The organism is Pandoraea anapnoica, from assembly GCF_902459765.1.
Taxonomy (GTDB): Bacteria; Pseudomonadota; Gammaproteobacteria; order Burkholderiales; family Burkholderiaceae; genus Pandoraea; species Pandoraea anapnoica.
In genome coordinates, this window is sequence record NZ_CABPSP010000004.1 from 280,308 (window position 1) to 306,382 (window position 26,075).

General features: G+C 62.6%; 18 protein-coding genes. 11 read left to right on the forward strand and 7 right to left on the reverse strand.

Translation table 11 applies throughout. The features are described from left to right. Complete coding sequence (locus tag PAN31117_RS09410; protein ID WP_174990892.1) at window positions 1-399, reverse strand: hypothetical protein; 399 nt, start codon at window positions 397-399, stop codon at window positions 1-3. Between the two features lie 194 nt (window positions 400-593). Here PAN31117_RS09410 and PAN31117_RS27085 point away from each other — a divergent pair, with 194 nt between their 5' ends. The 3 genes from PAN31117_RS27085 (at window position 594) to PAN31117_RS09420 (ending at window position 4,039) form a co-directional block, all read left to right on the forward strand. Continuing rightward, on the forward strand, window positions 594-770 hold the full coding sequence (locus tag PAN31117_RS27085; RefSeq protein ID WP_174990893.1) for a hypothetical protein: 177 nt from the start codon (window positions 594-596) through the stop codon (window positions 768-770). Window positions 771-845: 75 nt separating this feature from the next. Beyond that, on the forward strand, window positions 846-1,919 hold the full coding sequence (locus PAN31117_RS09415) for an Lnb N-terminal periplasmic domain-containing protein (RefSeq protein ID WP_150737954.1): 1,074 nt from the start codon (window positions 846-848) through the stop codon (window positions 1,917-1,919). Continuing rightward, window positions 1,916-4,039 (forward strand): esterase/lipase family protein, encoded by a 2,124-nt coding sequence (locus PAN31117_RS09420; protein ID WP_246188993.1) that lies wholly within the window; start codon window positions 1,916-1,918, stop codon window positions 4,037-4,039. Before PAN31117_RS09415 ends, PAN31117_RS09420 begins: the two co-directional genes overlap by 4 nt. A 16-nt stretch (window positions 4,040-4,055) precedes the next feature. Here PAN31117_RS09420 and PAN31117_RS09425 read toward each other — a convergent pair whose 3' ends face one another. Both PAN31117_RS09425 and PAN31117_RS09430 read right to left on the reverse strand, forming a co-directional pair. Then, a complete protein-coding gene (locus tag PAN31117_RS09425) occupies window positions 4,056-4,661 on the reverse strand; it encodes a putative pterin-binding protein (RefSeq protein ID WP_150737955.1) in 606 nt (201 codons plus the stop codon). A gap of 172 nt (window positions 4,662-4,833) precedes the next feature. Next, window positions 4,834-6,711: a sulfatase family protein gene (locus PAN31117_RS09430; RefSeq protein ID WP_150737956.1), complete on the reverse strand. Its 1,878-nt coding sequence runs from the start codon at window positions 6,709-6,711 to the stop codon at window positions 4,834-4,836. A 210-nt stretch (window positions 6,712-6,921) separates the two neighbouring features. Between PAN31117_RS09430 and PAN31117_RS09435 the strand changes: the two genes are divergently transcribed. The 6 genes from PAN31117_RS09435 (at window position 6,922) to PAN31117_RS09460 (ending at window position 16,237) form a co-directional block, all read left to right on the forward strand. After that, on the forward strand, window positions 6,922-7,884 hold the full coding sequence (locus PAN31117_RS09435; protein WP_174990894.1) for a LysR family transcriptional regulator: 963 nt from the start codon (window positions 6,922-6,924) through the stop codon (window positions 7,882-7,884). Between the two features lie 104 nt (window positions 7,885-7,988). Then, window positions 7,989-10,277: a 5-methyltetrahydropteroyltriglutamate--homocysteine S-methyltransferase gene (gene metE, locus PAN31117_RS09440; RefSeq protein ID WP_150737958.1), complete on the forward strand. Its 2,289-nt coding sequence runs from the start codon at window positions 7,989-7,991 to the stop codon at window positions 10,275-10,277. Window positions 10,278-10,587: 310 nt separating this feature from the next. After that, a complete protein-coding gene (locus PAN31117_RS09445) occupies window positions 10,588-11,247 on the forward strand; it encodes a response regulator transcription factor (protein WP_039398505.1) in 660 nt (219 codons plus the stop codon). Continuing rightward, a complete protein-coding gene (locus tag PAN31117_RS09450) occupies window positions 11,244-12,656 on the forward strand; it encodes a sensor histidine kinase (protein ID WP_174990895.1) in 1,413 nt (470 codons plus the stop codon). Before PAN31117_RS09445 ends, PAN31117_RS09450 begins: the two co-directional genes overlap by 4 nt. A 53-nt stretch (window positions 12,657-12,709) precedes the next feature. Continuing rightward, the gene (locus tag PAN31117_RS09455; protein WP_150737960.1) at window positions 12,710-14,443 is read left to right on the forward strand and encodes a glycosyltransferase family 39 protein; all 1,734 of its coding nucleotides are present in this window, start codon (window positions 12,710-12,712) and stop codon (window positions 14,441-14,443) included. 237 nt (window positions 14,444-14,680) lie between these two features. Further along, window positions 14,681-16,237 (forward strand): hypothetical protein, encoded by a 1,557-nt coding sequence (locus PAN31117_RS09460; protein WP_150737961.1) that lies wholly within the window; start codon window positions 14,681-14,683, stop codon window positions 16,235-16,237. A 19-nt stretch (window positions 16,238-16,256) separates the two neighbouring features. Here the strand turns inward: PAN31117_RS09460 and PAN31117_RS09465 are convergent, their stop codons facing one another. Continuing rightward, window positions 16,257-17,594 (reverse strand): type II toxin-antitoxin system HipA family toxin, encoded by a 1,338-nt coding sequence (locus tag PAN31117_RS09465; protein ID WP_150737962.1) that lies wholly within the window; start codon window positions 17,592-17,594, stop codon window positions 16,257-16,259. A 3-nt stretch (window positions 17,595-17,597) separates the two neighbouring features. After that, a complete protein-coding gene (locus PAN31117_RS09470) occupies window positions 17,598-17,846 on the reverse strand; it encodes a helix-turn-helix domain-containing protein (protein WP_150737963.1) in 249 nt (82 codons plus the stop codon). A 340-nt stretch (window positions 17,847-18,186) separates the two neighbouring features. Here PAN31117_RS09470 and PAN31117_RS09475 point away from each other — a divergent pair, with 340 nt between their 5' ends. After that, complete coding sequence (locus PAN31117_RS09475) at window positions 18,187-20,415, forward strand: hypothetical protein (RefSeq protein ID WP_150737964.1); 2,229 nt, start codon at window positions 18,187-18,189, stop codon at window positions 20,413-20,415. 123 nt (window positions 20,416-20,538) lie between these two features. On the opposite strand, the gene PAN31117_RS09480 is transcribed toward PAN31117_RS09475, so the two are convergent. Both PAN31117_RS09480 and PAN31117_RS09485 read right to left on the reverse strand, forming a co-directional pair. Further along, complete coding sequence (locus PAN31117_RS09480; protein ID WP_150737965.1) at window positions 20,539-21,366, reverse strand: family 1 encapsulin nanocompartment shell protein; 828 nt, start codon at window positions 21,364-21,366, stop codon at window positions 20,539-20,541. Beyond that, window positions 21,363-22,484, reverse strand: coding sequence for a Dyp-type peroxidase (locus tag PAN31117_RS09485; RefSeq protein WP_150737966.1), 1,122 nt, complete (start codon window positions 22,482-22,484; stop codon window positions 21,363-21,365). Before PAN31117_RS09485 ends, PAN31117_RS09480 begins: the two co-directional genes overlap by 4 nt. Window positions 22,485-22,833: 349 nt before the next feature. Here PAN31117_RS09485 and PAN31117_RS09490 point away from each other — a divergent pair, with 349 nt between their 5' ends. Next, complete coding sequence (locus tag PAN31117_RS09490) at window positions 22,834-26,049, forward strand: efflux RND transporter permease subunit (protein WP_150737967.1); 3,216 nt, start codon at window positions 22,834-22,836, stop codon at window positions 26,047-26,049. The last annotated feature ends 26 nt before the right edge of the window (window positions 26,050-26,075 follow it).

Below are 26,075 nucleotides of genomic sequence, written 5' to 3' on the forward strand. Positions count from 1 at the left end.
CTAGCGGGGCTTATTCGCGGCCGGACCGAAATCCGGATCCGAGCCGAACGTCTTGCCGCGCGGCACATTGGCGCACGCGGGCAAGTCCGGGAAGTCGGTGCAAATGATCCGCCGGTCCTGATACTGGAACCCGTGGTCGATCATGCACAACTCGCCCTTGGCGAAGTCGTTGAGCGGCATGTCCTTGCGGTCGACATACGCCGAATTGGGGAAGCCGCACGCCAGCATGGCATTGCGTACGCCCTGCTCGTCGACACCTCGCTTTGCCCAGAGTTTGTAGAGCGGTGGCGAGGGCTGAAACGGGCGCGTGGTGCAGGCGGCGAGCCCGACGGCCCCGAGCGCCACCATCAGCAAGACGCTCCAACGAACCAGTAATCCCCCTTTGGAATGCCTCAGCATGCCAGCCTCATAACGTCTCCAATTCGTGAAGTGAATGCCCGGAATCCGTGTTGAGGATGCACGGAATGCGGGCATTGTAACGCGCCGCCGCACCGGCCTCGTACCCTCCCTCGGAGACCTAACTTACGCTATGCTGCCCGGGAGTCACCATCGTCTCGTCGATCCACGCGCTATGCCGTGAGCCTGTTCGTGGCATGCGTCTACTGTCCCCGATGGCCTCGTGCATGCAGACGAAGTTCGGCTCGTCGCCGCTGAACGGGCGCGAATGGCTGGAAGTCCTGGGGGCCGGTCTGCTGGTATTCTTCGGCGCTGAACTGGAAAAATGGGTGGTACGCCGCGCGGGTTGGGCCGAGCGGCTGGCTGTGCAGTGAGGCGGTCGCCTTAGCCGTTGCGAGGCGGCCGCGAACCGTTGCAAGGCGGCCGCCCCGGATTGAACTCTGCGAAACATGGTGCAACTGCAATCCCATGCTGGCGACGCGCTCGCCAGCCATCACATCGCGTGGTACGTCTACGTGCTGCGCTCGTTCCTCGCCCTGCTCGTGCTGGGCGCGTGCGCCTGGGGGACGATGGCCCTCGCCTATCGTTGCCCGGGTCCGGCGCCCGTGCGCTACCTCGTGATCGCCGCGTGGGTGCTGCTCGGGATCGTCGCGATCGTTGCGCTATTGCGCGTACGCGCCGGTATGCCGCTGCGGGGCTGGCCACTCGCCTTTCTGGTCGCGCTGGTGCTGCTCGTCGGCTGGTGGCAGACGATCCGTGCGTCCAACGACCGCCTCTGGGCGGCCGATGTCGCGCAATTGCTCGACTCCCGAATCGACGGCGAACACGTCACACTGCACAACGTGCGCAACTTCGAGTGGCGCACGGAAACCGACTTCACGCCGCGCTGGGAAACTCGCGAGTACGATCTAGACAAGCTGGAGAGTGCCGATCTCGTCCTGTCGTACTGGATGGGTCCGGCAATTGCCCACACACTGGTGTCGTTCGGCTTCTCCGACGGTCGCCGCGTGGTGTTTTCCATCGAAATTCGCAAGAAGCAAGGCCAGAAGTTCTCGGCTATCGGCGGGTTCTTCAAAGACTTCGAAGCCACGCTCGTGGCCGCCGACGAGCGCGACATTCTGCGGGTCCGCAGCAACGTGCGCGGCGAAACGACCTACCTGTATCGCCTCAACATCCCGCCCAAACAACTGCGTGAAGTGTTTCTCGGCTATCTCGCCCGCGCGCGCGAACTGCACGATACGCCCGCTTGGTACAACACGCTGACCAGCAACTGCACGACCATCGTCTTCGAGATCGCCCGTCTCATTGCGCCGGGATTGCCGCTCGACTACCGGTTGCTGCTGTCGGGGTACTTCGCCGAGTACGCCTACGATCAAGGCGGTCTGACACCGGGCTTCACCTACGCGCAACTGCATGAACGGGGCAATTTCGTGGCCCGGGCACTGGCCGCAGGCGACGCGCCCGAGTTTTCGACCCTCATCCGTCAGGGCGTGCCGGGCGACGATCCGAAGGTGACGCCATGATCTCGTTGCATGCATGTGGCAAGGCGCCTGCGTTGCGGCGTGCGGGCATGCTGATGGCTGCGGTATGGCTGACGACCCTGTCCGGGTGCGCGATGGTGGAAGTCCGCTCGCTCGGCCCCGAACAGTACATCGCCATGAAGCGCGGCGACATTCTGTCGACCGGCAAGCTCAGTGCGTCGACCGACGAGACCATTCGCGTGGCAGGCCTCGACGACACCCTTTGCGCCAAATCGTCGCTCGACTGTATCGACGCGTTAGGCCGCGCCAAGGAAATCGACGTCGACCGGCGGCTCGCGGCCATGGCCGAAATGTCGATGCAGCTCGCCATCGCGCAGACCCCCACGGGCGAGCGGCAATGGAACGATGCGCAGTTCGACCTGTGGCTGCGCTCGGCACGCTACGCCTACGCGTATCTGTTTTACAGCGACCGTCCGTCGAGCGAACGGGCCTTCGAAGACCGTCAGACGCAGGTTCGCGACTATTACAACTATGCCGTGCAGAACTTCTCGGTCGCGTTGTTCCGTCGCGTGCAGCAAACGGGCAGCGACAAAATAGCGGGATGGCTCCTGCCGGTCGACGCCAGCAGCGTGCGATTCGCCGGTAACCGCGTCCAGCCGCGCGAAGTCTTGCCCGCGTCCACGCTGTCTTTCGCGGGGCTGCGCAGTCCGTACCGGCGCGACGGTTTCGGCGCGGAGCTGGTGGCCGTGCTTGACGAGAAGTCCGCCGCCGAGGCGCTCGCCGCCGCCGGTCAGAACCCGACGCCCCGGGGCGACGCCGCAACCGGTCCGGACAACCGGGACACGACACCTAACCCACGCGAAAGCCGGGCGTCGCGCGATTTCCGGCGCGCCACCGATCCGAATGCCGGGCCGGTGTTCAGCGAGATGCCCTCACCGTCGCTCACGCTGCTGTTGCGCTTCGACGGCACCACGCTCGAACAGGTCCTCACGACGAAGGTCGCCACACTGGTGGTCTACGACCCGTACCGGCAAACGTCCGTCGAACTGAATCACCAGACGGTGCCGCTGGCGGGCAACTTCACAGCCGGTTACGGACTGTGGCTGGCGCGCTCGGGCTTCGCCGAGCAGTCGTTGCGCACGTTGTTCGGACGCGACCGCGGTATCGTGCGTCCCCACATTTACCTGATGCAACCGTTCGATCCGGGACGCCGTGTCATTCTGATGCTGCACGGGCTGGCCAGCAGCCCGGAGGCATGGGTGAATCTCGCCAACGAAATTCAGGGCGATGCGACGCTGCGCGAGCACTTTCAGGTCTGGCAGGTCTATTACCCGACGAATGCGCCGATTCTCGTGAACGCGATGGCCATTCGCAACGCGTTCGAGACGACGCTTAAGCACTTCGACCCGGATGGCCTGTCCGCCGCGTCTCACGAAGCGGTCGTCATCGGACACAGCATGGGCGGCGTGATCGCGCGCCTGATGGTGTCCAGCTCGGACGATCAGCTCTGGGACACGTTCCAGCACGAGTACCACCTGGACGAAGACCAGATCGACCGTGCCCGCGACCGGCTCGATCCGCTGTTCAGCTTCAAGCCGGTGCCGCAGTTCGAGCGCGCCATCTTCATCGCCGCACCGCACCGGGGCACGCCGTTCGCCCGCAACCGCATCGGACGCTGGGTGTCGAACCTGATCAAGCTGCCGGTCACGCTGCTCTCGGGGATCGACGACGTTCTGCACTACGCGACTGGATCCGAAGACAGTCCGTCGGAGGGCAAGACACGCTACGTGCCCAACAGTGTCGATCAGTTGCGTGACGACGATCCTTACGTGATGGCCGCGGCCGGACTGAAGATCTCGCCGTCGGTGCAATACCACTCGATCATCGCGCGGCGCGATGCCAAGGGGCCGCTGGAGGCGTCGAGCGACGGTGTGGTGCCGTACACGAGTGCGCATCTCGCGGGCGCGCAATCCGAGCGCGTCATCGTCGCAGGTCATAGCGTGCAGGAGACGCCACAGGCGATTCTGGAGATCCGTCGCATCTTGCACGAAGATGTCGACGAACTCGATCCGGTCAAACTGCCCGGGCGTCTGAACCCATATCAAGCGATCGATCCCCCGCCGCGCGCGACGTCAATGCCAGGGCGCCCGACGTCGTACTAAGACAGGATCGGGTGCGTCACGAAACGGCGTTGATCTGAATGTGATACACGCCCCACGGACACAGGGTGAACTGCTCCTTGAGCGGTTTGCCCGCCAGCGCCGGAATCGCGGCCGGGTCGTACACGGCCCACAGTGGTCCGAGTCCGCCCAGCGCGAGCGGCTTGTCGTCGATATGCGTGGCAAGCAGGAAGCCGTACTCCCGCACCTGCCCTATCGTGGTCGCCACCACGTAGCCGTCGATGGCGCGCAGCAACACCTGAGTGAGCGGATTCGACGGCGCCCCCGCCTGCACCAGCACATCCGCCAGACGCGGTCCGCGCAACGTGTGCGGCTTCGCGTCGTACTCCAGCGTGGGGCGAATCGTCTGCGCTGGCATTCGCGTGAGCATGGCGAAGTCGAGCGCATACGCCGCGTCGAATCGCACGAGTTGCTTGTGAAACAGTTGATCGAGCGCCGGGTCGACCGGACCGCGGTTGAGACGCGTGATCGCGCCGCTGAGCGTGACGAGCGGTGTCGACGCCGGTGCTGCAGTGGCGGAGATGCCCGCGGTCCCCGGCTTGGCAAAGACAGGCACCGATGCGCCCAGTGCCACGGCACCGGCAAGGAATTCACGTTTGTTCATGGCGTTGACATTAGCGAATGACAGAGGCGGCAGACCCATGCGGGAGGAGCCTCGGCTCGCTCCCATGAGGTCGCAAGAGCGTACCACCGATGTCATCCGGTGCGCCAACCGCCATGGCATGACAGCCGTGCCACTGGGTCAACGCCCGATTGAATCCGGGCGGACGGTGGACTCAGTGAGATGACGTCTCGAACGTGAAATGCACGCGCCCGTCGCGGATCGGCAGGATGTCCGCGCGATCTTCGCCCACTTCTGCGTCTAACCGATCGTTGAGCAGCGTGTTCATCGCCATGAGCAACGCCCCGTTGCTACGCGCGTCGAGCGCCAGATTGCGCGACTCCGTCGGATCGGCGTGCAGATCGTAAAGTTCGACGTCGTTATTGGCGAACAGTGTCTCCAGCGACGTCGGCCGGTTGAACGCCTTTGGCGAAAAGTAGCGAGAGAAGCGATAGCGGCCGTCGAACACACTGCGAATCATGCCGCGATGCCGGAAGTCCGGCTGACGTGCGATCACCCGTCGATGGATCTCGTCGACCGACACGCCCTTCTGACGCAACGTCGCATATTCCTGTGCCAACCACTCGCTGTCGTAGAAAAGCAGCATGGCGTAGTTGAACAGGGTGGCCGGACGAAGCGCATCGACCGCCTGCCGCTCAGGACGGCGTAGCAGCGGCGTGAGGTCGTGCCCATGCGCGGCCTTGCCTGCAATGCGGGCCACACTGTCGGCGTCGAGCCCCGTCAACCCGAGCAACGTCGGCGTGATATCCACGTGCGAGCTGAGCGCGGCGCACTGCTTACCGCCCGGATATGCCGGGTGACGGATCACGAGCGGCACGTGATTCTGCTCACGATAGGTCGTCGGCCCCTTCCCTACGAGCTTGTGCGCGCCCACGTGATCGCCATGATCGGCACTCATCACGACGATGGTGTTCTTGTCGATGCCCAGCTCTCGCAGCGTATCGAGCAGCGTCACGACATGGGTGTCGCAGTCGCGGATGCAATTGAAGTAATAGTCCTGATAGACCTGAAGACGCGCGTCGTCGAGCGGATAGTCCCCGACCAGCACGCCCTCGGCCGCGTTGTAGACACCGTGCGCAGCGGGTCGGCCGGATGCATCGTAAGCCTGCTTTCGCGTGGCTGCGAGCGGGACGTCCCAATGCTTATCGTAAAGACTGTCCTTCGGCGGACGGGCGTTGCCCAGCGTCGGTTTGCTGGCGTTTTGCGTGTCGACGCCCGCCGGATCGGTGTTCAGAAACATCGCGTCGTGCGGATTGACGAGATTCACCGCCATGAACCACGGCTTCTCTTCGCTCGCCAGTTGTGCGCCGCGTCCGCGCAGCCAGGATACGGCGGACGACGTCGTCAATCCGTCGTAGGTATAGCCCCCACGCACGCGCCCGATCAGATCGCCCACGCCGAAGTAATCGTCGAAGCCGTATGAGCGGATCAACGCGTTGTATTCCTGCGTCGGCGTGTCGTAGGGCGTGTGGTTGTGATGCAGTTTGCCGCTGAGATGCCACTTGCCGAGATACGCCGCGTAGTACCCGGCGTCGCGCATCATATGGCCGATCGTGCGGATATCGGTCGACATATCCGGCTGCCACGGAATACCGCAGTTGTCGAACACGCGCGTGTGCTGGATGTGCTGACCGGTGTAGACGACCGAGCGCGACGGCGAACACACGCAAGCGGCAATCTGATGATTCATGAACGTCACCCCCTCGCGGCGCAGCCGTTCGCGGCCCGGCACCGGAAACGGCCACTTGTCGAAGTGCCGCTCCTGATCGGTGAGGATGAACAAGATGTTGTAGCCCTTGGGGGCGGCGCCCGGGGCCTCCGTCGGCATGACGTAACCGTCGTCGGCCGCGTGCTGGGTCGGCGATGCCACGCCCGTGGCCGACATGGCCGACGGCACCAGCCCGGCCGATGCCATCGCAACACCGGCCTGTTTCAGAAAGTCGCGTCGCGCGTTGCGGCTGGGCGTGTCCGGCTGTACTGCGGACGTCGCGTCGTCGGAGGTCCCGGGGGATGAAGGTTTACGTGTCGTCATGCGTCTCGCTCCTGATGGGGTGCCAGCGTCGTGTCGTGCGCCAGCGACCGGATGGGAGTCTCATTATTCGGTTTAACTCTGAACAGATCGATGAAAAGTCACGCCAAATTCATTACCAGAAGAACATCAATAATGCGGTAACGTATCGGCAACTCATCAATGCATCGCCTGGCCGACATGACCGAACACTCCCGCACGGACCGAGACCCTTTGCCGTCGTCACAATTCGCGCGTCAGATTCCGGCCGTCCTCCGCAAACTCCGAATCCGCGATCTCGAGACGCTTCGCTGGCTGGGCCGCACGCGCAGTTTCGCCCGTACGGCGGAAGCTGCCGCGATCACCCAGCCTGCATTGTCGAAGTGGTTGCGTGAGATCGAGGACGCGCTCGGCGTGTCGTTGTTCGAGCGCACCACCCGGCGCGTGACCCCGACCCCATACGGCGACGCACTGCTGGAACGCGCCGAGCGCATGCTGACCGATCTGGCAGGTGTCGCCCCCGCCATGCAGGCATTGCGAGACGGGCTTGCACAGCCGGTGAACGTGGGCATCCTGCCGGGCATGGCGAGCGTGCTCATGCCGCAAACGCTCGCGCGACTGGAACGCACCGGGCCGTCGATTCGCATCAATCTGTTCGAGGACACGCTCGACCGTCTGCTGCCCCGCGCGCGCTGGCACGAGATCGATCTGCTCGTCTGCCGACTGGACGAAACCGCCATGAACGCGGGCTTCGGCAGTGTGCCGCTGTATGACGACGACGTGCGGGTGTTCGGGGCGCGAAACCATCCGCTCGCGTCGCACCCTTCGCCCGGCTGGCCCGATGTCGCGCGCTATCCATGGATCGTCCCGCCACCCGGCACCCCCATGCGGCGGGCCATCGATACCGAATTCGCCCATCATGGGCTGCCACTGCCGCGCGTGATCATGGAATCGGTCACGCTCATGACCAATGCGAGCGCAGCGCTGGCCATGCCGTGCCTCTTCCTCGCGTCGACGCTGGGCGTGGCGCGCTCACCGCTCGCTCCAGCACTTCATGACTTCGGGTTGCCGTTCTCCCACGTCGCACCGACCGTCGGCGTCCTCCACGGGCACGCCCCGAGTGCCGCAACCCTCGCGCTCATCGAGGTGTTGCAGGACGTCTCGCGCACCCTCGCCACGCCCGCCCATCATGAATAAAATTACCGTTACATAGAAATAAGACCATTTTCATTCATGGCTTGAAGTCTCTATGATCGATGTCACCGTTTCAATTCCTCCGGTGACAAGGGTCGATAGAGAACATGGTAAAGACACACAATCTGGGATTCCCGCGCGTTGGCGCGAAGCGCGAGCTGAAGTTCGGTCAGGAAGCGTACTGGAAGGGCCAATCGTCGCGCGACGAACTGAAGGCGCTCGGTGCTTCACTGCGTCTGCGTCATTGGCAGGATCAAGCGGCGCTGGATTTGGCCCCGGTCGGCGACTTTGCGTTCTACGATCAGGTGCTGGACATGAGCTTCACGCTGGGCAATCTGCCCAAGCGCGTACAAGGCTTTCACGGCGACGTACTGGACAACTATTTCCGCGTGGCACGTGGCCGCTCGGCCCAGAGCGCTGACGATCACGCCGACTGTTGCGGCGGCGTCGCCGCTGGCGAGATGACGAAGTGGTTCGATACGAACTACCACTACATTGTCCCCGAGTTCACCGCTGACACGACCTTCGCGCTGGACGCTTCGCGTCTCGTCGATCAACTCATCGAAGCCCGCGCCGCCGGGGTCAAGGCCAAGCCGGTCATCGTCGGTCCGGTCACCTACCTCTGGCTCGGCAAATCGAAAGACGACAGCGACAAGCTGGCGCTACTACCGCGCCTGTTGCCGGTCTACGTGAAGCTGCTGGAAACGCTCGCCGCACAAGGCGTGGAATGGGTGCAGATCGACGAGCCGGTCCTCGTCACCGAACTGGAGGCCGAATGGCGGACAGCCTTCGAAACCGCGTACGCCGCGCTTGCCCCCGCACCGGTCAAACGTCTGCTTGCCACGTACTTCGGTGAGCTGCAAGAGAACCTGCCGCTGGCGTGCCGCCTACCCGTCGAGGGTCTGCACATCGACGCCGTGAACGCGCAAAGCGAAGTCGCCAAGGTCATCGCTGCACTACCCGCGGACAAGGTCGTGTCGGTGGGGGTGGTCAACGGCCGCAACATCTGGAAGGCGGATCTGGCGGCCGTGCTGGACTGGCTGGAGCCAATGGCGAAACGACTGCGTGAGCGTCTGTGGATCGCGCCGTCGTGCTCGCTGCTGCACGTGCCGGTCGATCTGGAGAGCGAACAGAAGCTCGACGCCGAGATCCGGTCGTGGCTCGCCTTCGCCAAACAGAAGCTCGCTGAAGTGACGGTGCTGGCTCGCGCCATTAATGAAGGGCGTGACGCCGTGGCCGCCGAGCTGCGCGCCAATGCCGCCGCCATCGCCAGCCGCCGTGCGTCGCCGCGCGTGCACAACCCGGCCGTCAAGGCAGCGGTTGAACGGATCGAAGTCACCCTGGGCCGTCGCAAGCGTCCGTACGCCGAGCGGGCACCGAAGCAGGCCGCGCGACTAAACCTGCCGCTCTACCCGACCACGACCATCGGCTCGTTCCCGCAAACGACCGAGATCCGCAACGCCCGCAGCCAGTACAAAGCAGGCGAGCTGGATCAGGCGGGTTACGTCGCGGCCATGAAAAAGGAAATCGAGCGCAGCGTACGTGAGCAGGAAGCGTTGGGGCTGGATGTACTGGTGCACGGCGAAGCCGAACGCAACGATATGGTCGAGTACTTCGGCGAGCAACTCGAGGGCTACGCGTTCAGCCAGTTCGGCTGGGTGCAATCGTATGGCTCACGCTGCGTGAAACCGCCGATCATGTTCGGCGACATCAGCCGTCCGAAGGCCATGACGGTCGAGTGGATCAAGTACGCGCAGTCCCTGACCAGCAAGCCGATGAAGGGCATGCTGACTGGCCCCGTCACGATCCTGAACTGGTCGTTCGTGCGCGACGATCAGCCACGCTCGGTCTCGTGCTTCCAGCTCGCGCTCGCAATCCGCGAGGAAGTACTGGATCTGGAGCGTGCCGGTGTGTGCGTGATCCAGATCGACGAAGCGGCGCTGCGCGAAGGGCTGCCGCTGCGCCGTTCGCAATGGGCGACCTATCTGTACTGGGCGGTCGAGTCGTTCCGCATCACGGCGAACGGTGTGCAGGACGACACGCAGATCCATACGCACATGTGCTATTCGGAGTTCAACGACATCATCGCGGCCATCGCCGAAATGGATGCCGACGTGATCACCATCGAGACCTCACGCTCGGATATGGAACTTCTCGATGCATTCGACTCGTTCCAGTACCCGAACGAGATCGGACCGGGCGTGTACGACATTCACTCGCCCAACATCCCGACGCAGGACCATATGGTCTCGCTCATGAAGAAGGCCGCCGAGCGCATTCCGGCGCAACGTCTGTGGGTCAACCCCGACTGCGGACTGAAGACGCGTCAGTGGGCGGAAGTCATTCCAGCGCTGCGAAACATGGTCGCGGCCGCGAAGACGCTTCGCGTCCTGTAGGTCCTACTCGCTGCGCGCATTCCGACGGATTCGCACACTAGGAAAATGCCTCAAATGAACGGGCCGACGAAATGTCGGCCTGTTTGCATTGGGGCACCGAAACGGGCTCAGCAATCATGTCACTTGAAGAATCGTCGCTAAGTCATTGATTGCTGAAGTGTTTGCATGGCATAGTCGCACGAACGCACACGCGTACGAGCTAAGTTTCTCCTAAGTTTCGCGCGCTATCGTGCGCCCGTGCCATCCATCCGTGGATGGCACGGATTAGGCGTAGGCTGATCTCAGCACGCCAGAATGCGTACGGAAACCCATGCGGATATTGCTAGTAGAAGACGACGCCATGATCGGTGAGGCCATGATGCAGGCGCTCAAGGACGCCTCGTACGCCGCCGATTGGTGTCGCGACGGCGACGCCGCGCTCGCCGCCCTCGCCGCTCATGCGTACGACCTCATGCTGCTCGACCTCGGCCTTCCCGGTCGGGACGGCTGGGACGTGCTGCGCGCCCATCGCGGCGCTGGCGGGCGCACGCCGATCATCGTCGTCACCGCCCGCGATGGCGCAGAAGACATTATTCAGGGCCTCGATCTGGGGGCGGACGACTTCGTCGTAAAACCCTTCGAAGTGGGTGAACTACTCGCCAGAATGCGTGCGGTCATCCGACGTCACGCGGGCGTGGCCGTGCCGGTGCTGACCAACGGCGCGCTCGCGCTCGATCCGGCAACGCATCAAGCGACTTACGGCGAGAACAGTTGCGTTCTGTCCGCGCGCGAATACGCGCTGCTCCACGCACTGATGCTGCGCCCCGGCACGATCCTCTCGCGGGACGCGCTCGAACATCGCCTGTACGGCTGGGGCGAAGAAATCGAGAGCAACATGATCGACTTCCTGATCCATTCGATTCGCAAGAAGCTCGGCGCCGACGTCATTCGCAACATCCGCGGCGCGGGATGGTTGGTGCCCAAGGCATGATGCGTTCGTTGCAGTCACGGCTCGTCGTCACGCTCTCGGCCTGTGCGCTGGGACTGGCCATCGTCGCAGGCTTCGTCTCGTACGGTGCGGCCTTTCGCGAAGCCTATCGGTTTCAGGACGACCAACTGCTGCAACTCGCCGCGCTCGTTGACACGCGCAATCTGGCCGAGGCAGATTCGGCCATGCACGGCCTGCCGATTCAGGATCACGACTACCGTCTGAGCGTCCAGCGCCTTGGCGGCACCTTTCCCGTGACGCTGTCCGACGGTTTCCACACCGTCAACACCGGCGACCATACCTGGCGGGCCTTCGTGCGCACCATCGAGCCGAACCTACGCATTGTCGTGGCGCAGCCGACGGAAGGCCGTAACGAGATCGCGCGCAATAGCGGACTTCGCACCGCAATGCCCTTCGTCGGGTTCCTGCCGCTGCTCATCGCCGCCATCGTATTGACGGTGCGCCGCGCATGGCGGCCTGTGCAACAACTGGCCGCCGAAGTCGACAAGCGCCGCGATACCGATCTACGCGGTCTCGACACGCAAGGCGCCCCCACAGAAATCGAGCCGTTTATCGTGTCGATCAACCGTCTGCTGGCGCGCCTGGCCAAGGCGCTCGACGAGCAACGCCGCTTCGTGGCGGACGCCGCGCACGAACTTCGCTCGCCGGTCACTGCGCTGGTGATTCAGTCCGAAAACCTTGACCGTGCACTCGCACCGGCCGCCCTCGATGCCGAAACGCGTCACCGGCTGGCCAAGCTCAAGAGTGGCCTGCATCGCACACGCACGCTGATCGAACAGTTGCTGACGCTGGCCCGCGCCCAGAGCGCGCCGACCGTTCCGGCCAATCCCCTGACGTTGCTCCCTGCGGTGCACGAAGCGCTCGAAGATGTGTTCGTTCTGGCCGATCGCAAGCAGATCATGCTCGATCTGTCGGACGCATCGACCGGTGTGCCGGGCCGCTCCGGCCTGCCCGGCCTACGTGTTGCAGGGTCGAAGCGCGACATCGTCACATTGCTGAGCAATATTGTCGGCAACGCCGTGCGCTATACGCCCGCCGGTGGCACGGTCTCCGTGCAGTTGTCGGCCAAGGGAGCCTACGTCCTGATCGACGTGATCGACTCAGGCCCCGGAATCGATGTCGACAAGCGCGAACGCGTGTTCGACGCGTTTTACCGCGCCACCGATCACCGCGAACCTCGCGAACACGGTGGCGACGGGACCGGGCTGGGGCTGGCGATCGTGCGTGCCATCGTCGACCGCCTCGGCGGGCAAGTGCAATTGACAGATGCGAGTCTGGCGCCTCCGCGCGGGCTGCATGTGCGGGTGACGCTGCCGAATCCCGATGTCGCCGATTCACCCGATGCGCCTGATGCGCAGTCCAGCGGGCTCGGCCAGCCGCGTCAGTCCTGAAGCGAACACTCAACGACCTCAATTTCATCCTCAAGACCGGAAGCCTCGTATTCATGTCTACACGTCCTCAACGTGACGCCGGGTTAGAGCCCTGGCCGATTTCCCCCACCGCCCTGCTCTGGCTGATCGCCATGTTCGCGCTGGTCTGGTTCGGTGTTCTGAACCTGAGACACCTGATTCCCAGCGACGAAGGCCGCTATGCAGAGATGGCGCGCGAAATGCTGGCCACCGGCGACTGGGTCACGCCGCGTTACAACGGCTATCTGTACTTCGAGAAGCCGCCGCTCCAGACCTGGATGAACGCCCTCACGTTCATGATCTTCGGGCTGGGCGACTGGCAGGCGCGCCTGTGGACGGCGCTGACCGGGTTCGGCGGCGTGCTGCTCGTGGGTTACACCGGCCGTCGCGTATTCAGCGCCCGCGCAGGTCTGTTCGCCGCGCTGGCACTGGCAAGCGCCCCGCTGTGGAGCCTGCTCGGCCACTTCAATGTGCTGGACATGGGCCTGTCGTTCATGATGACGCTGGTCCTGTGCGCGCTGCTGCTGGCACAACGGCCGGGTCTCACCCACACGCAAACCCGCAACTGGATGTGGCTGTGCTGGGCGGCGATGGGCCTGTCGATTCTGAGCAAGGGGCTGATCGGTGTGGTCCTGCCGGGAGCTGTGCTCGTCATCTACACGCTGATCGCGCGTGACTGGGCCTTGTGGAAGCGTCTGCACATCGTGAGCGGCCTGATCGTGATGCTGGCCATCACGGTGCCGTGGTTTGCAGCGGTGATGTCGCGAAACCCGTCCTTCTTCGATTTCTTCTTCATCAACGAGCACTTCAACCGCTTCCTGAAGCCGGACCACCATCGTCCGGGCGCGCTCTGGTACTTCGTGCCCGTGCTGCTGATCGGTTTCCTGCCGTGGCTCTCGACGATTCCGCGCGCCATCGCCGGTTCGCGTGCCGTGCCGCGTCAGGCGAACGGTTTCCGTCCGGTGCTGATGATCACCGTGTGGGCCGTCTTCATCTTCTGCTTCTTCTCGATGTCGCACTCGAAGCTCATTTCGTATGTGCTGCCGATCGTGCCAGCCATCGCGATGCTGTTCGGCCTGGGCCTGGCCACCATGACACGTGAGTCGCTGCGCAAGCACCTCATCGTGTCCGTCGTGCTGTTTGTCGCGACGATCGTCACGTGTCTGGTGTTCCTGTCGCATCACTCGGACAGCCGTAACCCGGTGGAGGCGTACCGCACGTTCTCGTACTACCTGTATGCGGCGAGCGCCGTCGGCCTGATCGGTATCGGCATCACCCGCTGGCTGAGTACCCGCAGCACCAGGCAGGCACTCATCGCGTTTGCGGGCACGTGGCTGGCCTTCGTGATGATTGGCGGCTCGGGGCACGAAGCGTTCGGTCGCGGAAGTTCGGGAATCGATCTGGTACCGGCGGTGCGTGCGGAGATGGATCGTCTGGGGCCGGACACGCCGTTCTACTCGGTCGGCACGCTCGACCACACCATGCCGTACTACCTGCGTCAGCCGATGATCATGGTCGCCGTGCAGGACGAGCTGGAGTTCGGCATCTCGCAGGCCCCGGACAGTTGGGTGCCGACGCTTGAGAAGTTCGTGGACGTCTGGATGGAAGACCGCAAGGCGCTCGCGCTGGTCGATCCGGACAAGTTCGCCGTGCTGGAGACGCTCGGTTTGCCGATGAAGGTCATCGCCCGCGATAACCGCCGGGTGATTATCGAGAAGCCAATGACGGCAAAGGCACCTGCGCCCGCGTCAGCGCCCGCTGCGAACTGACGCGCTGCAAAAGGGGTATTAACCGCGAACGACCTCACCGGCCGGACACATCTCCGGCCGCTTCTATTTGCGCGACGCGAATTGAAGGTGACACCTCCCCCTGTCAACCCTGACAGTTGTTGCGCGCGAAATCGGCGTGTCACATTGGTAGCGAAACGCTGACGACTTATGAGAAGCGCCTGGGTTACGGTTCGTTCGTCGGCAGCGATTCTCTCCCTGGCTTTCATGGAGTCACAGATGAACGCGCGCGAAGATTTCCCCCCTGGTGCTGGTGCTTCAGCTTCGTCCGCCGACGCAGCCGCACCGCGATTTCTCGATCCTCCGTCCGTATTGCAAGCCGATCCACCTTTCCTCGACCCAGCCGATACCACGCCGGGCGGTGCGACTGTCGAGGTGCCGGTTTATTGGGACCAAGCCGCGGGCGATATGGTCCGCATCAACTGGCAAGGCATCGATGCCGACGGCAACCCGCGTAGCTACAACGATGAGCAATGGCTGTCCGGCAGCGGTGTCGGAAAACCAATGTATTTCACTGTGCCGCAGGTAAACGTTGAGTTGCTCGCAGGTGGCACGGTCACGCTCACCTATACCGTCACCTACTTCTCCGGCTTGCCCGTGCAGACCTCCTACATGCTGGAGCTGAGCGTTGTCGCGAAAGACGAAGTCGATCCGAATCTGCCGTTGCCCCTCGTCGATCGCGTCGCGAACGGCAAACTCGATCCCGATGCCGACCCCGGCGGTACGGTTGCGCGTATCCCGTCGGACGTTACACGCGCAAACGACATAGTGCACATCGTGTGGACTGGCACCTCCAGTTTCACCGACTGGATTCCGATCAGCGCCGCAATGGCGGGAATGGAAGTCCCGTTCCAAATCGCGCGTAATCTGATCGAAGAAAATCGAAACGGTCTCGTTTCGGTGCGCTATGAAATCGAGCGCAACAACAGACGACTGGCATCAAGAAATCTAATTTTTGTCGTTGGCGAGCTTCAGAATCTGCCCACACCGAAGCTCAAGGACATCGAGGGTGACGAGTTGGATCTCGATGACGTCGAGAATGGCGGTGTAGTACAGGTGGTGCCGCCGTGGCCGTTCATCGCCGAAGGACAGCGTTTCTGGCTTGACCTTGAAGGTACCGACGAAGATGGAACGCCTCGCAAATTGCGTCAGGCCAACGGGGTGGTGGTCAATCCACAGCACGTCCAAATCGGTCTGACGAACCGACAGGTACCGGCGAGCTTCTTCGCGTCGCTGGGCGACGGTACCGAGCTACGCATCATTTTCAAGGTGACGTTCGACCACTCCCTGGATGAGGCCAACGCCATAACGTTTCCTGAACGCACCTTCAGGATCATTTCAGCGCCGGATACTTTCACAGAAGACTTCGAAACGGCTCCGCTTGGCATCATTCCCGTCGGAACGTCATTGGAGCTACAGCGGATGACCCTCACTGCAGTCTCTGCATCTGCAGCTATCGGCGCAAACGGCAGCGCTTATGCGCCGCAAATTGGGATGCAGTACGTCGGCCTTAGCAGGAACGCAACCGTCCGGATGGAACTGAAGACGCCGATGCGGACTGTCAGATTCGGCATTGCAGATTCAGATCGAATCCCCAGCCACGTCCGATATCTGGACAAAGACTCAGTCCTGATACATTCGCACGCAACGCCGTCATACGGCTCAGCAGACCGTGTCTGGTCACAATATACGGCGCAGCAACCCAATATCAAGTACATCGAAATTACGGATGGCGGCGGCGACTCTTTCATCGATAACTTCACCTTCACGAGATAGAGTCAGCTTTCCACCCAAATTAGGAGGATGCAGGCGCTGCCAGGTGATCGGCGGCGTGCTGCAACCCCGCAAAAATGCTTTCTGCCACGCGTTCCGGGAACTCAGTGGGCAGCCTGCTCGCAACTTCGGCGATGGCCTGCGGGACTCTCGCGAGCAACGCGTCGAGGATAGATGCCGCGCCCGCCCCGAGATAACACTTTGCCGCCATTGCATCGAAGTGTCGACGCTGAATCTCCCGAAGTCGATAGTGTCGGTGCTTGCCGGCCACCGACATCGCGAGCTTGGCGCGTTGCCACGGCACCTGATTCGGCCCGTCGCCAATAATCGGCCACATCGACAGCACGTCATAGAGCGGGGTAAGACGGTAACGTCCGCCCGGCAAAAGGTGAATGCTGAAGTTCTTTGCGTGACCGTCCGTCGCCGCCAGCATCCAGAACACGATCTGCGCGCGAAACACCGTTTCCAGGTCTTCGTCCGATGTCTGCGACTGGCGCAAGGTTGCGGCCAGATCGGCAATGCCGGGGCCACCGTCTGCCTCATATTTGAGATGTGGCGGCAGCCCGAATACCTGACAGAAATCTTCCTGCGGCAAACGCATGATCCACGTACCGCTGGAGTGCATCTGACGGTCGAAGCGCGTCACCGATAGCACTTTCTGATCACCGAACGTCAGTATCTCGCTCGCGGCTGTCGGCAAACCGAGCGCCGCGCACAGTTGCATGCAAAGCCACTCGTTTTCGACGGACGTCGACAGGTCTGCCCGCCGGTTGCCTACGAGCCCTATCGGCAACTTGAGGATGTGGGTCGTTGGCGTGGCGCCATGCGGCAAACACCAGCGCCCTTCGTGGTACAGCAGGGCCGTCTTTTCCTGTGCCCCCGCGATCGACAGTCGCAAGTCGTCGTGAGCATATCGCTCCGGCATCACACCGCCAGCGGCTTTGTGCAGATGCTCGGCGACAGCTTCCTCAGACAAGGGACTCGCGTCAATGGTTTGCACATTGCCAGGTACATCGTCTTCGCCAAGGAGTTGAATCGCCCCGACACAATCGCGTCCGATGGCCTCAAGCAAATCGAAGCCATCCGTCGATGGCGTGCCATACCTCCCTGCCAGCCGACGCCGGATGACATCGCTGTCCGGTAGAAGATTCTCGAGATAATTACCGACCCGGCCCCCGGTCAGCGGCGACGAATCGATGCCGAACGGCAACGAGAGCGAGAGTGGACGCCCTGCAGCGGAATCGCGCCACGCGTCGTCGTACTGCAATGCCATGCGGTCTCGTGACTGCACGCGCCACGTGCCGACGCGCTGATTATTCGCCCAGATGGACAATGCCCGGGTGTGTGACCTGCGCCCCATCGATTACCACTCCGTGTTGGAAGCAACAGGAGCAACATCGCGTGACTGGACGACAAGGTCAAGGCGGTAAAGGCCCATTAACGCCAGTAACTGCTCGACCGAGATGATTTTCGGATCGAGCTCCAGCGCGGACAGACGACTCTGACTCAGTCCCAGACGCGTGGCCGCCTCAAGCTGAGTCAACCCCGCCGACCGACGGGCCGACCGCAAAATTTCGCCGAGTTGCGTTGGCAAAGCAATGAGCTGATTCATCGGGATTCACCTTATATGCAGGTATTTTGCATTTTAGCTGATATTCGCGTAAATGCGAAATAGCTGGATATAGCGTAAATATGTTTTACCTGTTATTCAGGTGAAATATCAAAGACATCGCCGGGTGAGCTTGGGCGAGCGCAGATGCGACGCCTCCCCCTGTCAACGTTGACAGTTGTCGAGCCGCAACTTGGCGTGGGAAATTGGGTGCGACTTCCCCCATGCCGTGCCATCTGCCGTCCTGATGGGCATTGCCCATTGAACTCCCAGGAGCGGAAAGAGATCGCGATCTCACCCTGACGTCACGACATTCCTCTCTCGTTTTTTTGTGGAGTGCATCATGAATGCTCGGGATTTAATGCCTCAAGTGGTATCACCCAGCCAGCCCGATACGAGGTTTACCGACCCACCCTCGGTACGCGAAGCCGTTAACAACACGCTCGACCCGGCGATGAGCGCCCCAAACGGCGCCACCGTCGTCGTGCCGGTCTACCTCGAACAGCAACCCGGGGATTCGATACGCATCGACTGGAATGGATTTGGCGCCGGCGGCGCACCGGTCAACTACGATGCCACCCAGCCTGTCTTTGGCGGTGACGTCGGCAAGGAAATCAACTTCACCGTGCCTCAAGACATCGTTGAGGCCACCGCTGGCGGTCAGGCCAGCATCACCTATACCGTCACGTTCTTCTGGGAGGCCGCCAGTCCTTCTCCCCAGCCAAGGCCACAGACCTCGCCACCGTTGACGCTGACTGTGTTGGCGACATCGGCAGAACTGCCGGTGCCCAGCGTGGATCGCGTCACCAACGGTATGCTCGATCCCGACGCCAACCCCGCTGGCACGGTCGCGCGGGTTCCGGCAGGCGTGACGCAGGCCGGGGATATCGTCCGTCTGTATTGGGTCGGCGCGACGACCTACACCGACTGGTTCCCGGTCAATACCGGCACAGCGGGTAAAGAACTTCCCTACGACATTGCCCGCAATTTCATCGACGAAAACCGCAACCGGCGCGTGAGCGTGTATTACGAGATCGAGCGCGGTGCGGCCAGACTCAAGTCCGATACGTTGCGCTTCTCCGTCGGTGAAGTTCAGTTGCTCCCCGCCCCGGACATCCCCGACGCAGTCGATGGCGTGCTCGATCCGACGGGCATCGTGGATGTGCCTATCGTGGTGCCAGCAGAGGCCGATCTCGAACCTGGCGACAACGTCACCGTGCACGTCGACGGCCCCAAGGGTTCCGATACCGTCTCCCGGATCGTTCCCGGCAGCGGGACCGGGCAGCCGCTCACTTTGCTCATGGCCGTCGATGTCTTCCGGGACAACCTCGGTGACGAGGTTGAAGTTCATTACACGGTCAGCCGCTTCGTGGATGGTAGAGAAGACGTCTCCGACGTCAGAACCATTCGAGTTCGCGCCGCGCCGATGGCATTTCCGGCACCTCGTATCAAAGAGGCCACCGGCAACCGACTCGAACCGCTCGACGCGGTCAACTCGCTCACCGCCACCGTGAACTTCAACGGCGCGCAACCGGCCGATGAGGTGCAGGTCACCTGGACCGGAAATGGTATCGACGGGAGCTATCAATCCGAGTGGCTCTTTATCGGCAGCGTGCCAAGAGACATCGCGCTCGATCCATCGGTCGTGGCTTTCAATATCGGGAACAGTGTGACGGTGACATACGAAGTCCGGCGGGCGGGCGCGTCGGTTGGGGTCTCCGATTCGCTCACGCTGGATGTGCTGGCGCTGGACACGTCGCCAGGCGGCCCGTTACCCACGCCCGAACTCAAGGACATCGAAGGCGATGAACTCGATCTGGAGCTTGTGGCGAATGGCGGTGTCATTACTGTGACACCCCCGTGGCCGTTGATTGCCGAAGGCCAGCGCTTCTGGCTGGATCTGGAAGGCACCGATGGCGACGGCAACGTCCACAACTATCGGCAGGCGAACGGGGTGCTGGTCAACGCCCAGCACGTCGAAGTCGGACTCGCGAACCGACAGGTGCCAGCGAGCTACTTTGCACCGTTGGCGGATGGGTCCACGCTGAGGCTTGTTTTTAAAGTCACGTTCGACGGCTCATCGAATGAGGCTGATGCGGTTACTTTCCCGGTCAGAACCTACTTCGTTGGCAAAGTGCCAGCGAAGCTTACTGAGGATTTCGAATCGACAGAAAACTATAACTTTCCTGTCAATGACACTCAGCATCTCGAATTCATGGACGTCACGAATCTGGCCGGGCTTGTCAGGTTCGCATCATCTCCCCAGTTCCCGGACCCGGGGACACCCGTGAGTGGGCGAATGCTATATCTGATAGGGGTTGCGCGAGCCAGAGTCGAGTTTCATTTCCCTGTTCGTTTCGTGCGATTCGGATGCTGGACCGGCCCTCGATCGTGCTTAGTGTATTACTACGATTCCAATCGAGTTCTGTTGCAGGCGAAGTGGGCACCAAACCACGGGAGTGCTCCGGGCGCATGGGTCGACTATTCACGAGATACGGCCGACATCAAATACGTTGAACTCTGGGACCAAGGTACCAATACACAGTTGGACAACTTCACAGTCGAAACCTAATCACCCGTATCCGCCCTGCGCCCCATCCATTGGGAAACCCTGTGGAAATAGAAAAGGGCTGAGGACATCGCGCATGCGAATCCTCAGCCCTTCCCGTTTCACCACTTCAGTGACTTAACGGCCTTACTTACCCTTCACCGTCTTAGCCGCCACACCCGGTGCCACCGACACACTCGCCTCAGCCGTCAGCATCAGGAACGTAAATGTCTCTTCCAGATACAACCGCACCGTTTCGGCGTTATGGTCCAGATAGCCAATCGACAGGTCCTGACCGATGTGCATCTCGTAGTCGCCGCCGCGCGTCGACACGATAGCGCCCCCATCGATGGCCGGCGCCCAGATGATCTCGCCGCTCACGATGTGGCCGATGTGCTCAAGGATCGGGTAGCCCTGGTCGTTCGCTTCGGCCACCGCCGTATAAGCGTCCGCGCCCAGCAACACGCTGTAAGGGCCATCGACCCCTTCAAGGCGCAATTGCTCCAGCGCCTTGGCGATCACCGTCGGGTAGTCCGCGATGTCCTTGGGCAGCGGCAGTACCGGATTCGACGTGCCTTCACGCACACCCGTGATTTGCGCCGCCTTATAGCCGTCGAAAATCGCGCGGTCTTCGGCATAGGCCAGCTTGATCGCCGCATCCTTCGCCGGTTGCCAGTCGGAATCGTTCGCGCCACGCTCGACATCGTCAATCGCTTCGCGCGACAACTCGAACGGCACGCGCAGCACCACCAGCGGCAGCACCTGACGTTGACGCGCATCCACGCCCTTGAGCGGCGATGCAATCGATTTCTGATGGCCGGTGCCGACGCCAGACAGCGCCAGACCGCCCGGCCCTTTCACGTCGACCACGCGGCGCGCGGCAACAGTGCGCTTGAACGTGCGGGCCACTTCTTCTTCGATCTGCGCCCATGCGGCGCTCGAAATGGGGGCCAGTTCGCGATGCAGGTTATTCATGCCTGAGAAACTCCTTTGAGCGATCCGATTTGCAGCGAGCCTTCCGCAACTGCGGGGCTCGCCTGATGAGAAGCAGTAGCGGCGTCGAACACTTGCACGCCCGAGGGCTGTGCGTCGATCAACGTCTTGATGACATGGCTGGATTCGGTGGCGGCCGCTTGCGGCGCACGGTCGGCGAGTTCTTCAAGCAGCGGGGCCGAAGGCACGAAGAACAACCCGCCGGTCACGGCCGTGCTGAAGTCCAGCAAGCGGTCGTAATTACCGGGCGGCTTGCCGACGAACATGTTTTCGAGCATCTGCTCGATGGGCCACGGCGAGCGTGCGTAGCCGATGAAGAACGTGCCGAACTCCCCCGATCCCGGGCGACCGAACGGCATATTGTCGCGCAGGATCTTGACCTCCTTCCCGTCGACTTCGAGCGTGGTCAGTGCGCTGTGCGAATTGCTCGGCTTCACGTCCTCGTCCAGCTCCACGTCCGAGAACTTGGTGCGGCCGATGATGCGCTCCTGCACTTCCACCGGCAGCGCGTTCCAGCCCGTCATGTCGTGCAGGTATTTCTGCACCAGCACATAGCTGCCGCCCGCGAACTCGGGGTCTTCGTCGCCCATGACCGTGAAGTCGAGCGCCTCCTGACCTTCCGGATTCTCGGTGCCGTCCACGAAGCCGATCATGGCGCGCATGTCGAAATAGCGGAAGCCGTGCACTTCGTCGACGACGCTCACCGCGTCGCCCAGCTTGTTCAGCAAGAGCGTGGCGAGGTCGAAGCACAGGTCCATCTGTTCGGCACGAATGTGCAGCAGCAGATCGCCTGGCGTGGCCGGGGCGTGTCGCTTGCCCGCGCCGAATTCACGGAACGGATGCAGCTCGGCCGGGCGCGGATCGCCGAACAGGCGGTCCCATGCGCTGTCGCTGAAACCCGCCACACAGGTCAGATTGCCGGTCGGCACACGCTTGCCCACGGATCGGACATACGCGGCCACATCGGCACACCAGCCCCGCACGGCGGCGTGCGCGGCCTCGTCGTCGCGAATCGTGGCGACGAGGAAGATGGCGCTGCGGGTCACTTTGCCGGAAACCGGCTGCGGTTCGGGAGGAGGAGACGTCGGACGTTCGGTCATTGCTTTCCTGCGTGGGACTGGAGTTCTTGACGCTGTCGGCCGCCAACGCCCAGTCCTCGGGAGGACCATAGGCTATCGGACAGCGACTTTTAGTGTGACAACTTTATAACGCAACACGCCGTAATATGCCACTCTCATCGATATGGCGGTGTGTCGGGCCTTGTGCGACGGGGGTTTCCGGGCGGCGTCGCGAATTCTGTCAATTTCGCCATATTCGCGCCATTTTGGCGTTGGGGGTGCGCCCATAACATGGCGGCGTTCCTTCCGGTACCGGTGACGCGCCCGCGTGCGCATTATTGGCGCCGCCCTTGTCCGTACGCCTGTGACTGCGCCCGAGCGCGTCTGAATCATGTGGATTGTCAACGTTGCGCTCAAACGGCCATACACGTTCATCGTGATGGCCATTCTGATCCTGCTCGCCACGCCGCTCGCGCTGTTGCGCACACCCGTCGACGTGCTGCCGGAAATCAACATCCCCGTCATCAGTATCATCTGGACCTATAACGGTCTGTCCGCACAGGACATCGCCGACCGGATGATCTCCGGCAACGAACGCGGCCTGACGACCACCGTCAACAACATCGAGCACATCGAGTCGCAATCGCTGCCGGGCATCGGCATCATCAAGATATTCCTGCAACCGACGGCCAATATTCAGACGGCCATCGCACAGGTCGTTGCGGTCGAGCAGGCGCAGGTCAAACAGATGCCCCCGGGCGCGACGCCGCCACTCGTCATCAGCTATTCGGCGTCGTCGATTCCGGTGATGCAGTTGGGCCTGTCGAGCCCCAGCCTATCGGAACCGGCGCTCAACGACACGGCACTGAACTTCCTGCGCCCGCAACTGGTGACGATTCCGGGTGCCGCCGTGCCGTATCCGTATGGCGGCAAGACGCGACTGATTTCGGTGGACATCGACTCGCGCGCCCTGCTCGCCAAGGGCCTGACGGCGCAGGACGTGGTGGCAGCCGTCAACGCGCAGAACCTGATCCTGCCGACCGGTACGGCGAAGATCGGACCCCGCGAGTACACCGTCGACATGAACGGCTCGCCGCCAACGGTCGAGGGACTGAACAACATTCCGGTGCGCACCGTGAATGGGGCGACGACCTATCTGCGTGAAGTGGCCCACGTGCGCACCGGCTTTTCGCCGCAGACGAACATCGTGCGTCAGAACGGCCAGCGCGGCGTGCTGATGTCGATCATGAAGACGGGCGATGCGTCTACGCTGTCCGTCGTCGACGCAATGAAGGCGTTGTTGCCCGAAGCGCGCGCCGCCCTGCCCGCAGACCTGCACATCTCGGCCCTGTTCGACCAGTCGGTCTTCGTGAAGGCCGCCGTGCAGGGCGTGATTCACGAAGCGCTGATCGCCGCCGCTCTCACGGCCGCCATGATTCTGCTGTTCCTCGGCAACTGGCGCAGCACCTGCATCATCGCCATCTCGATTCCGCTCTCGATCCTGTCATCGCTGCTCGCGCTCCACGCACTCGGGCAGACCATCAACATCATGACGCTGGGCGGGCTGGCGCTTGCCGTGGGGATTCTGGTCGACGATGCGACCGTCACCATCGAGAACATCGAGCGACACCTCCACATGGGGACGCCGCTGCATCAGGCGATTCTCGACGGTGCCGGGGAAATCGCGGTCCCCGCACTCGTCTCGACACTGTGTATCTGTATTGTCTTCGTGCCGATGTTCTTCCTGACGGGCGTGGCGCGTTACCTGTTCGTGCCGCTGGCCGAGGCGGTGGTGTTCGCGATGCTCGCGTCGTACGTGCTCTCGCGGACGCTGGTGCCCACGCTCGCCATGCTGCTCATGGGCCACGCCCATCCCACGGATCCGAACGCGAAGCCCGGGGTGTTCCGCCGCATCTACCTGCGCTTCGACGCCAGCTTCGAGCGCATGCGCGCGGCGTACATCGTCGTGCTGTCCACCCTGCTGGTACGCCGGCGCGTCTTCGCCATGGGTTTCCTGGCGTTCTGCGTGCTGTCGATGGGGCTGGTGTTCGCGCTGGGCGCCGACTTCTTCCCCTCGGTCGACGCGGGCAACATCCGCATGCACATGCGCGCCCCCACGGGCACACGCATCGAAGAAACGGCGCGTCTGGCCGATCAGGTCGAGAGGGTCGTGCGCGAGGTCGTGCCCGCCAACGAACTCGAAACGATCCTCGACAACCTTGGCCTGCCGTACAGCGGCATCAACCTGTCGTACAGCAACGCGGGCACGATCGGCACGCTCGATGGTGAGATCCAGATTGCGCTCACGCCAGACCATCGTCCTAGCGCGGAGTACATCGACAAGCTGCGCGCCCTGCTGCCGCAGCGTTTCCCCGGCGTGGAGTTCTTCTTTCAACCGGCGGACATCGTCACGCAGATTCTCAACTTCGGTCTGCCCGCCGCCATCGACATCCAGATCAGCGGCAATCAGCAACTGGCGAACTTCGACGTCGCGACCAGGCTGCTCAAGCAGGTGCGTCAGGTGCCGGGCACGGTCGACACCCATATTCAGCAACGGGTCAACGCGCCGACGATCCACCTGAATATGGACCGCACGCGCTTGCAGCAGTTGAATCTGAATGCCAATGCCGTCGCTCAGAACGTGCTGATTTCGCTCTCGGGCAGCTCACAAACGTCGCCCGGCTTCTGGTTCAACGAACAGAACGGCGTGGAGTACAGCCTCTCGGTGCAGTCGCCGCAGTACCGCATCAGCTCTATCGACGATCTGTTGCGTCTGCCGGTGGCGGGCACGGGCAATAACGGCCAGCCGCAGTTGCTCGCCAACTTCGTACAGGTGGAGCCGACGCAGCAATTCGCCGTGGTCAGCCACTACAACATCCGCCCGGTCATCGACATCTACGTCAGCGTAGAAGGCCGGGATCTGGGTAGCGTGGCGAACGATATCAACAAGCTCGTCGCACAGGCCCGCAAGGACCTGCCGCGCGGCAGCCAGATCGTGGTGCGCGGTCAGGTCAGCACGATGCAAAGCTCGTACATGGGCCTGGGCATCGGGGTGGCCATGGCCATCGTGCTCGTCTACCTGCTTATCGTGGTGAATTTTCAGTCGTGGGTTGACCCGCTCATCATTGTGAGCGCCCTGCCCGCCGCGCTGGCCGGCATCGTCTGGATGCTGTTTCTCACCGGCACGCGCCTGTCGGTGCCCGCGCTCACGGGGGCCATCATGACCATGGGGGTCGCGACCGCCAACAGTATTCTCGTGGTGGCGTTCGCGCGGCAACGGATGGAAACGGGCATGGCTCCGCTCAAGGCGGCGCTCGAAGCCGGGGCGAGCCGAATTCGTCCGGTGCTGATGACGGCGCTCGCGATGATCATCGGCATGGTGCCGATGGCGCTCGGTCTGGGCGAAGGCGCGGAACAGAACGCGCCGCTGGGTCGCGCCGTGATCGGCGGGCTGATGTTCGCCACGGTCTCGACGCTATTTTTCGTGCCGCTGGTCTTCGCAGGCGTGCACACGCGACTCGCACGCCGCAAGGCGCGTCGCGCAGGAAACGCGGCCACGACGACGCATGGCGACCGTAGTGATGACAACGATAACGCCAGCCAGTAAGGCATGGCGACCGACACCTCACACAC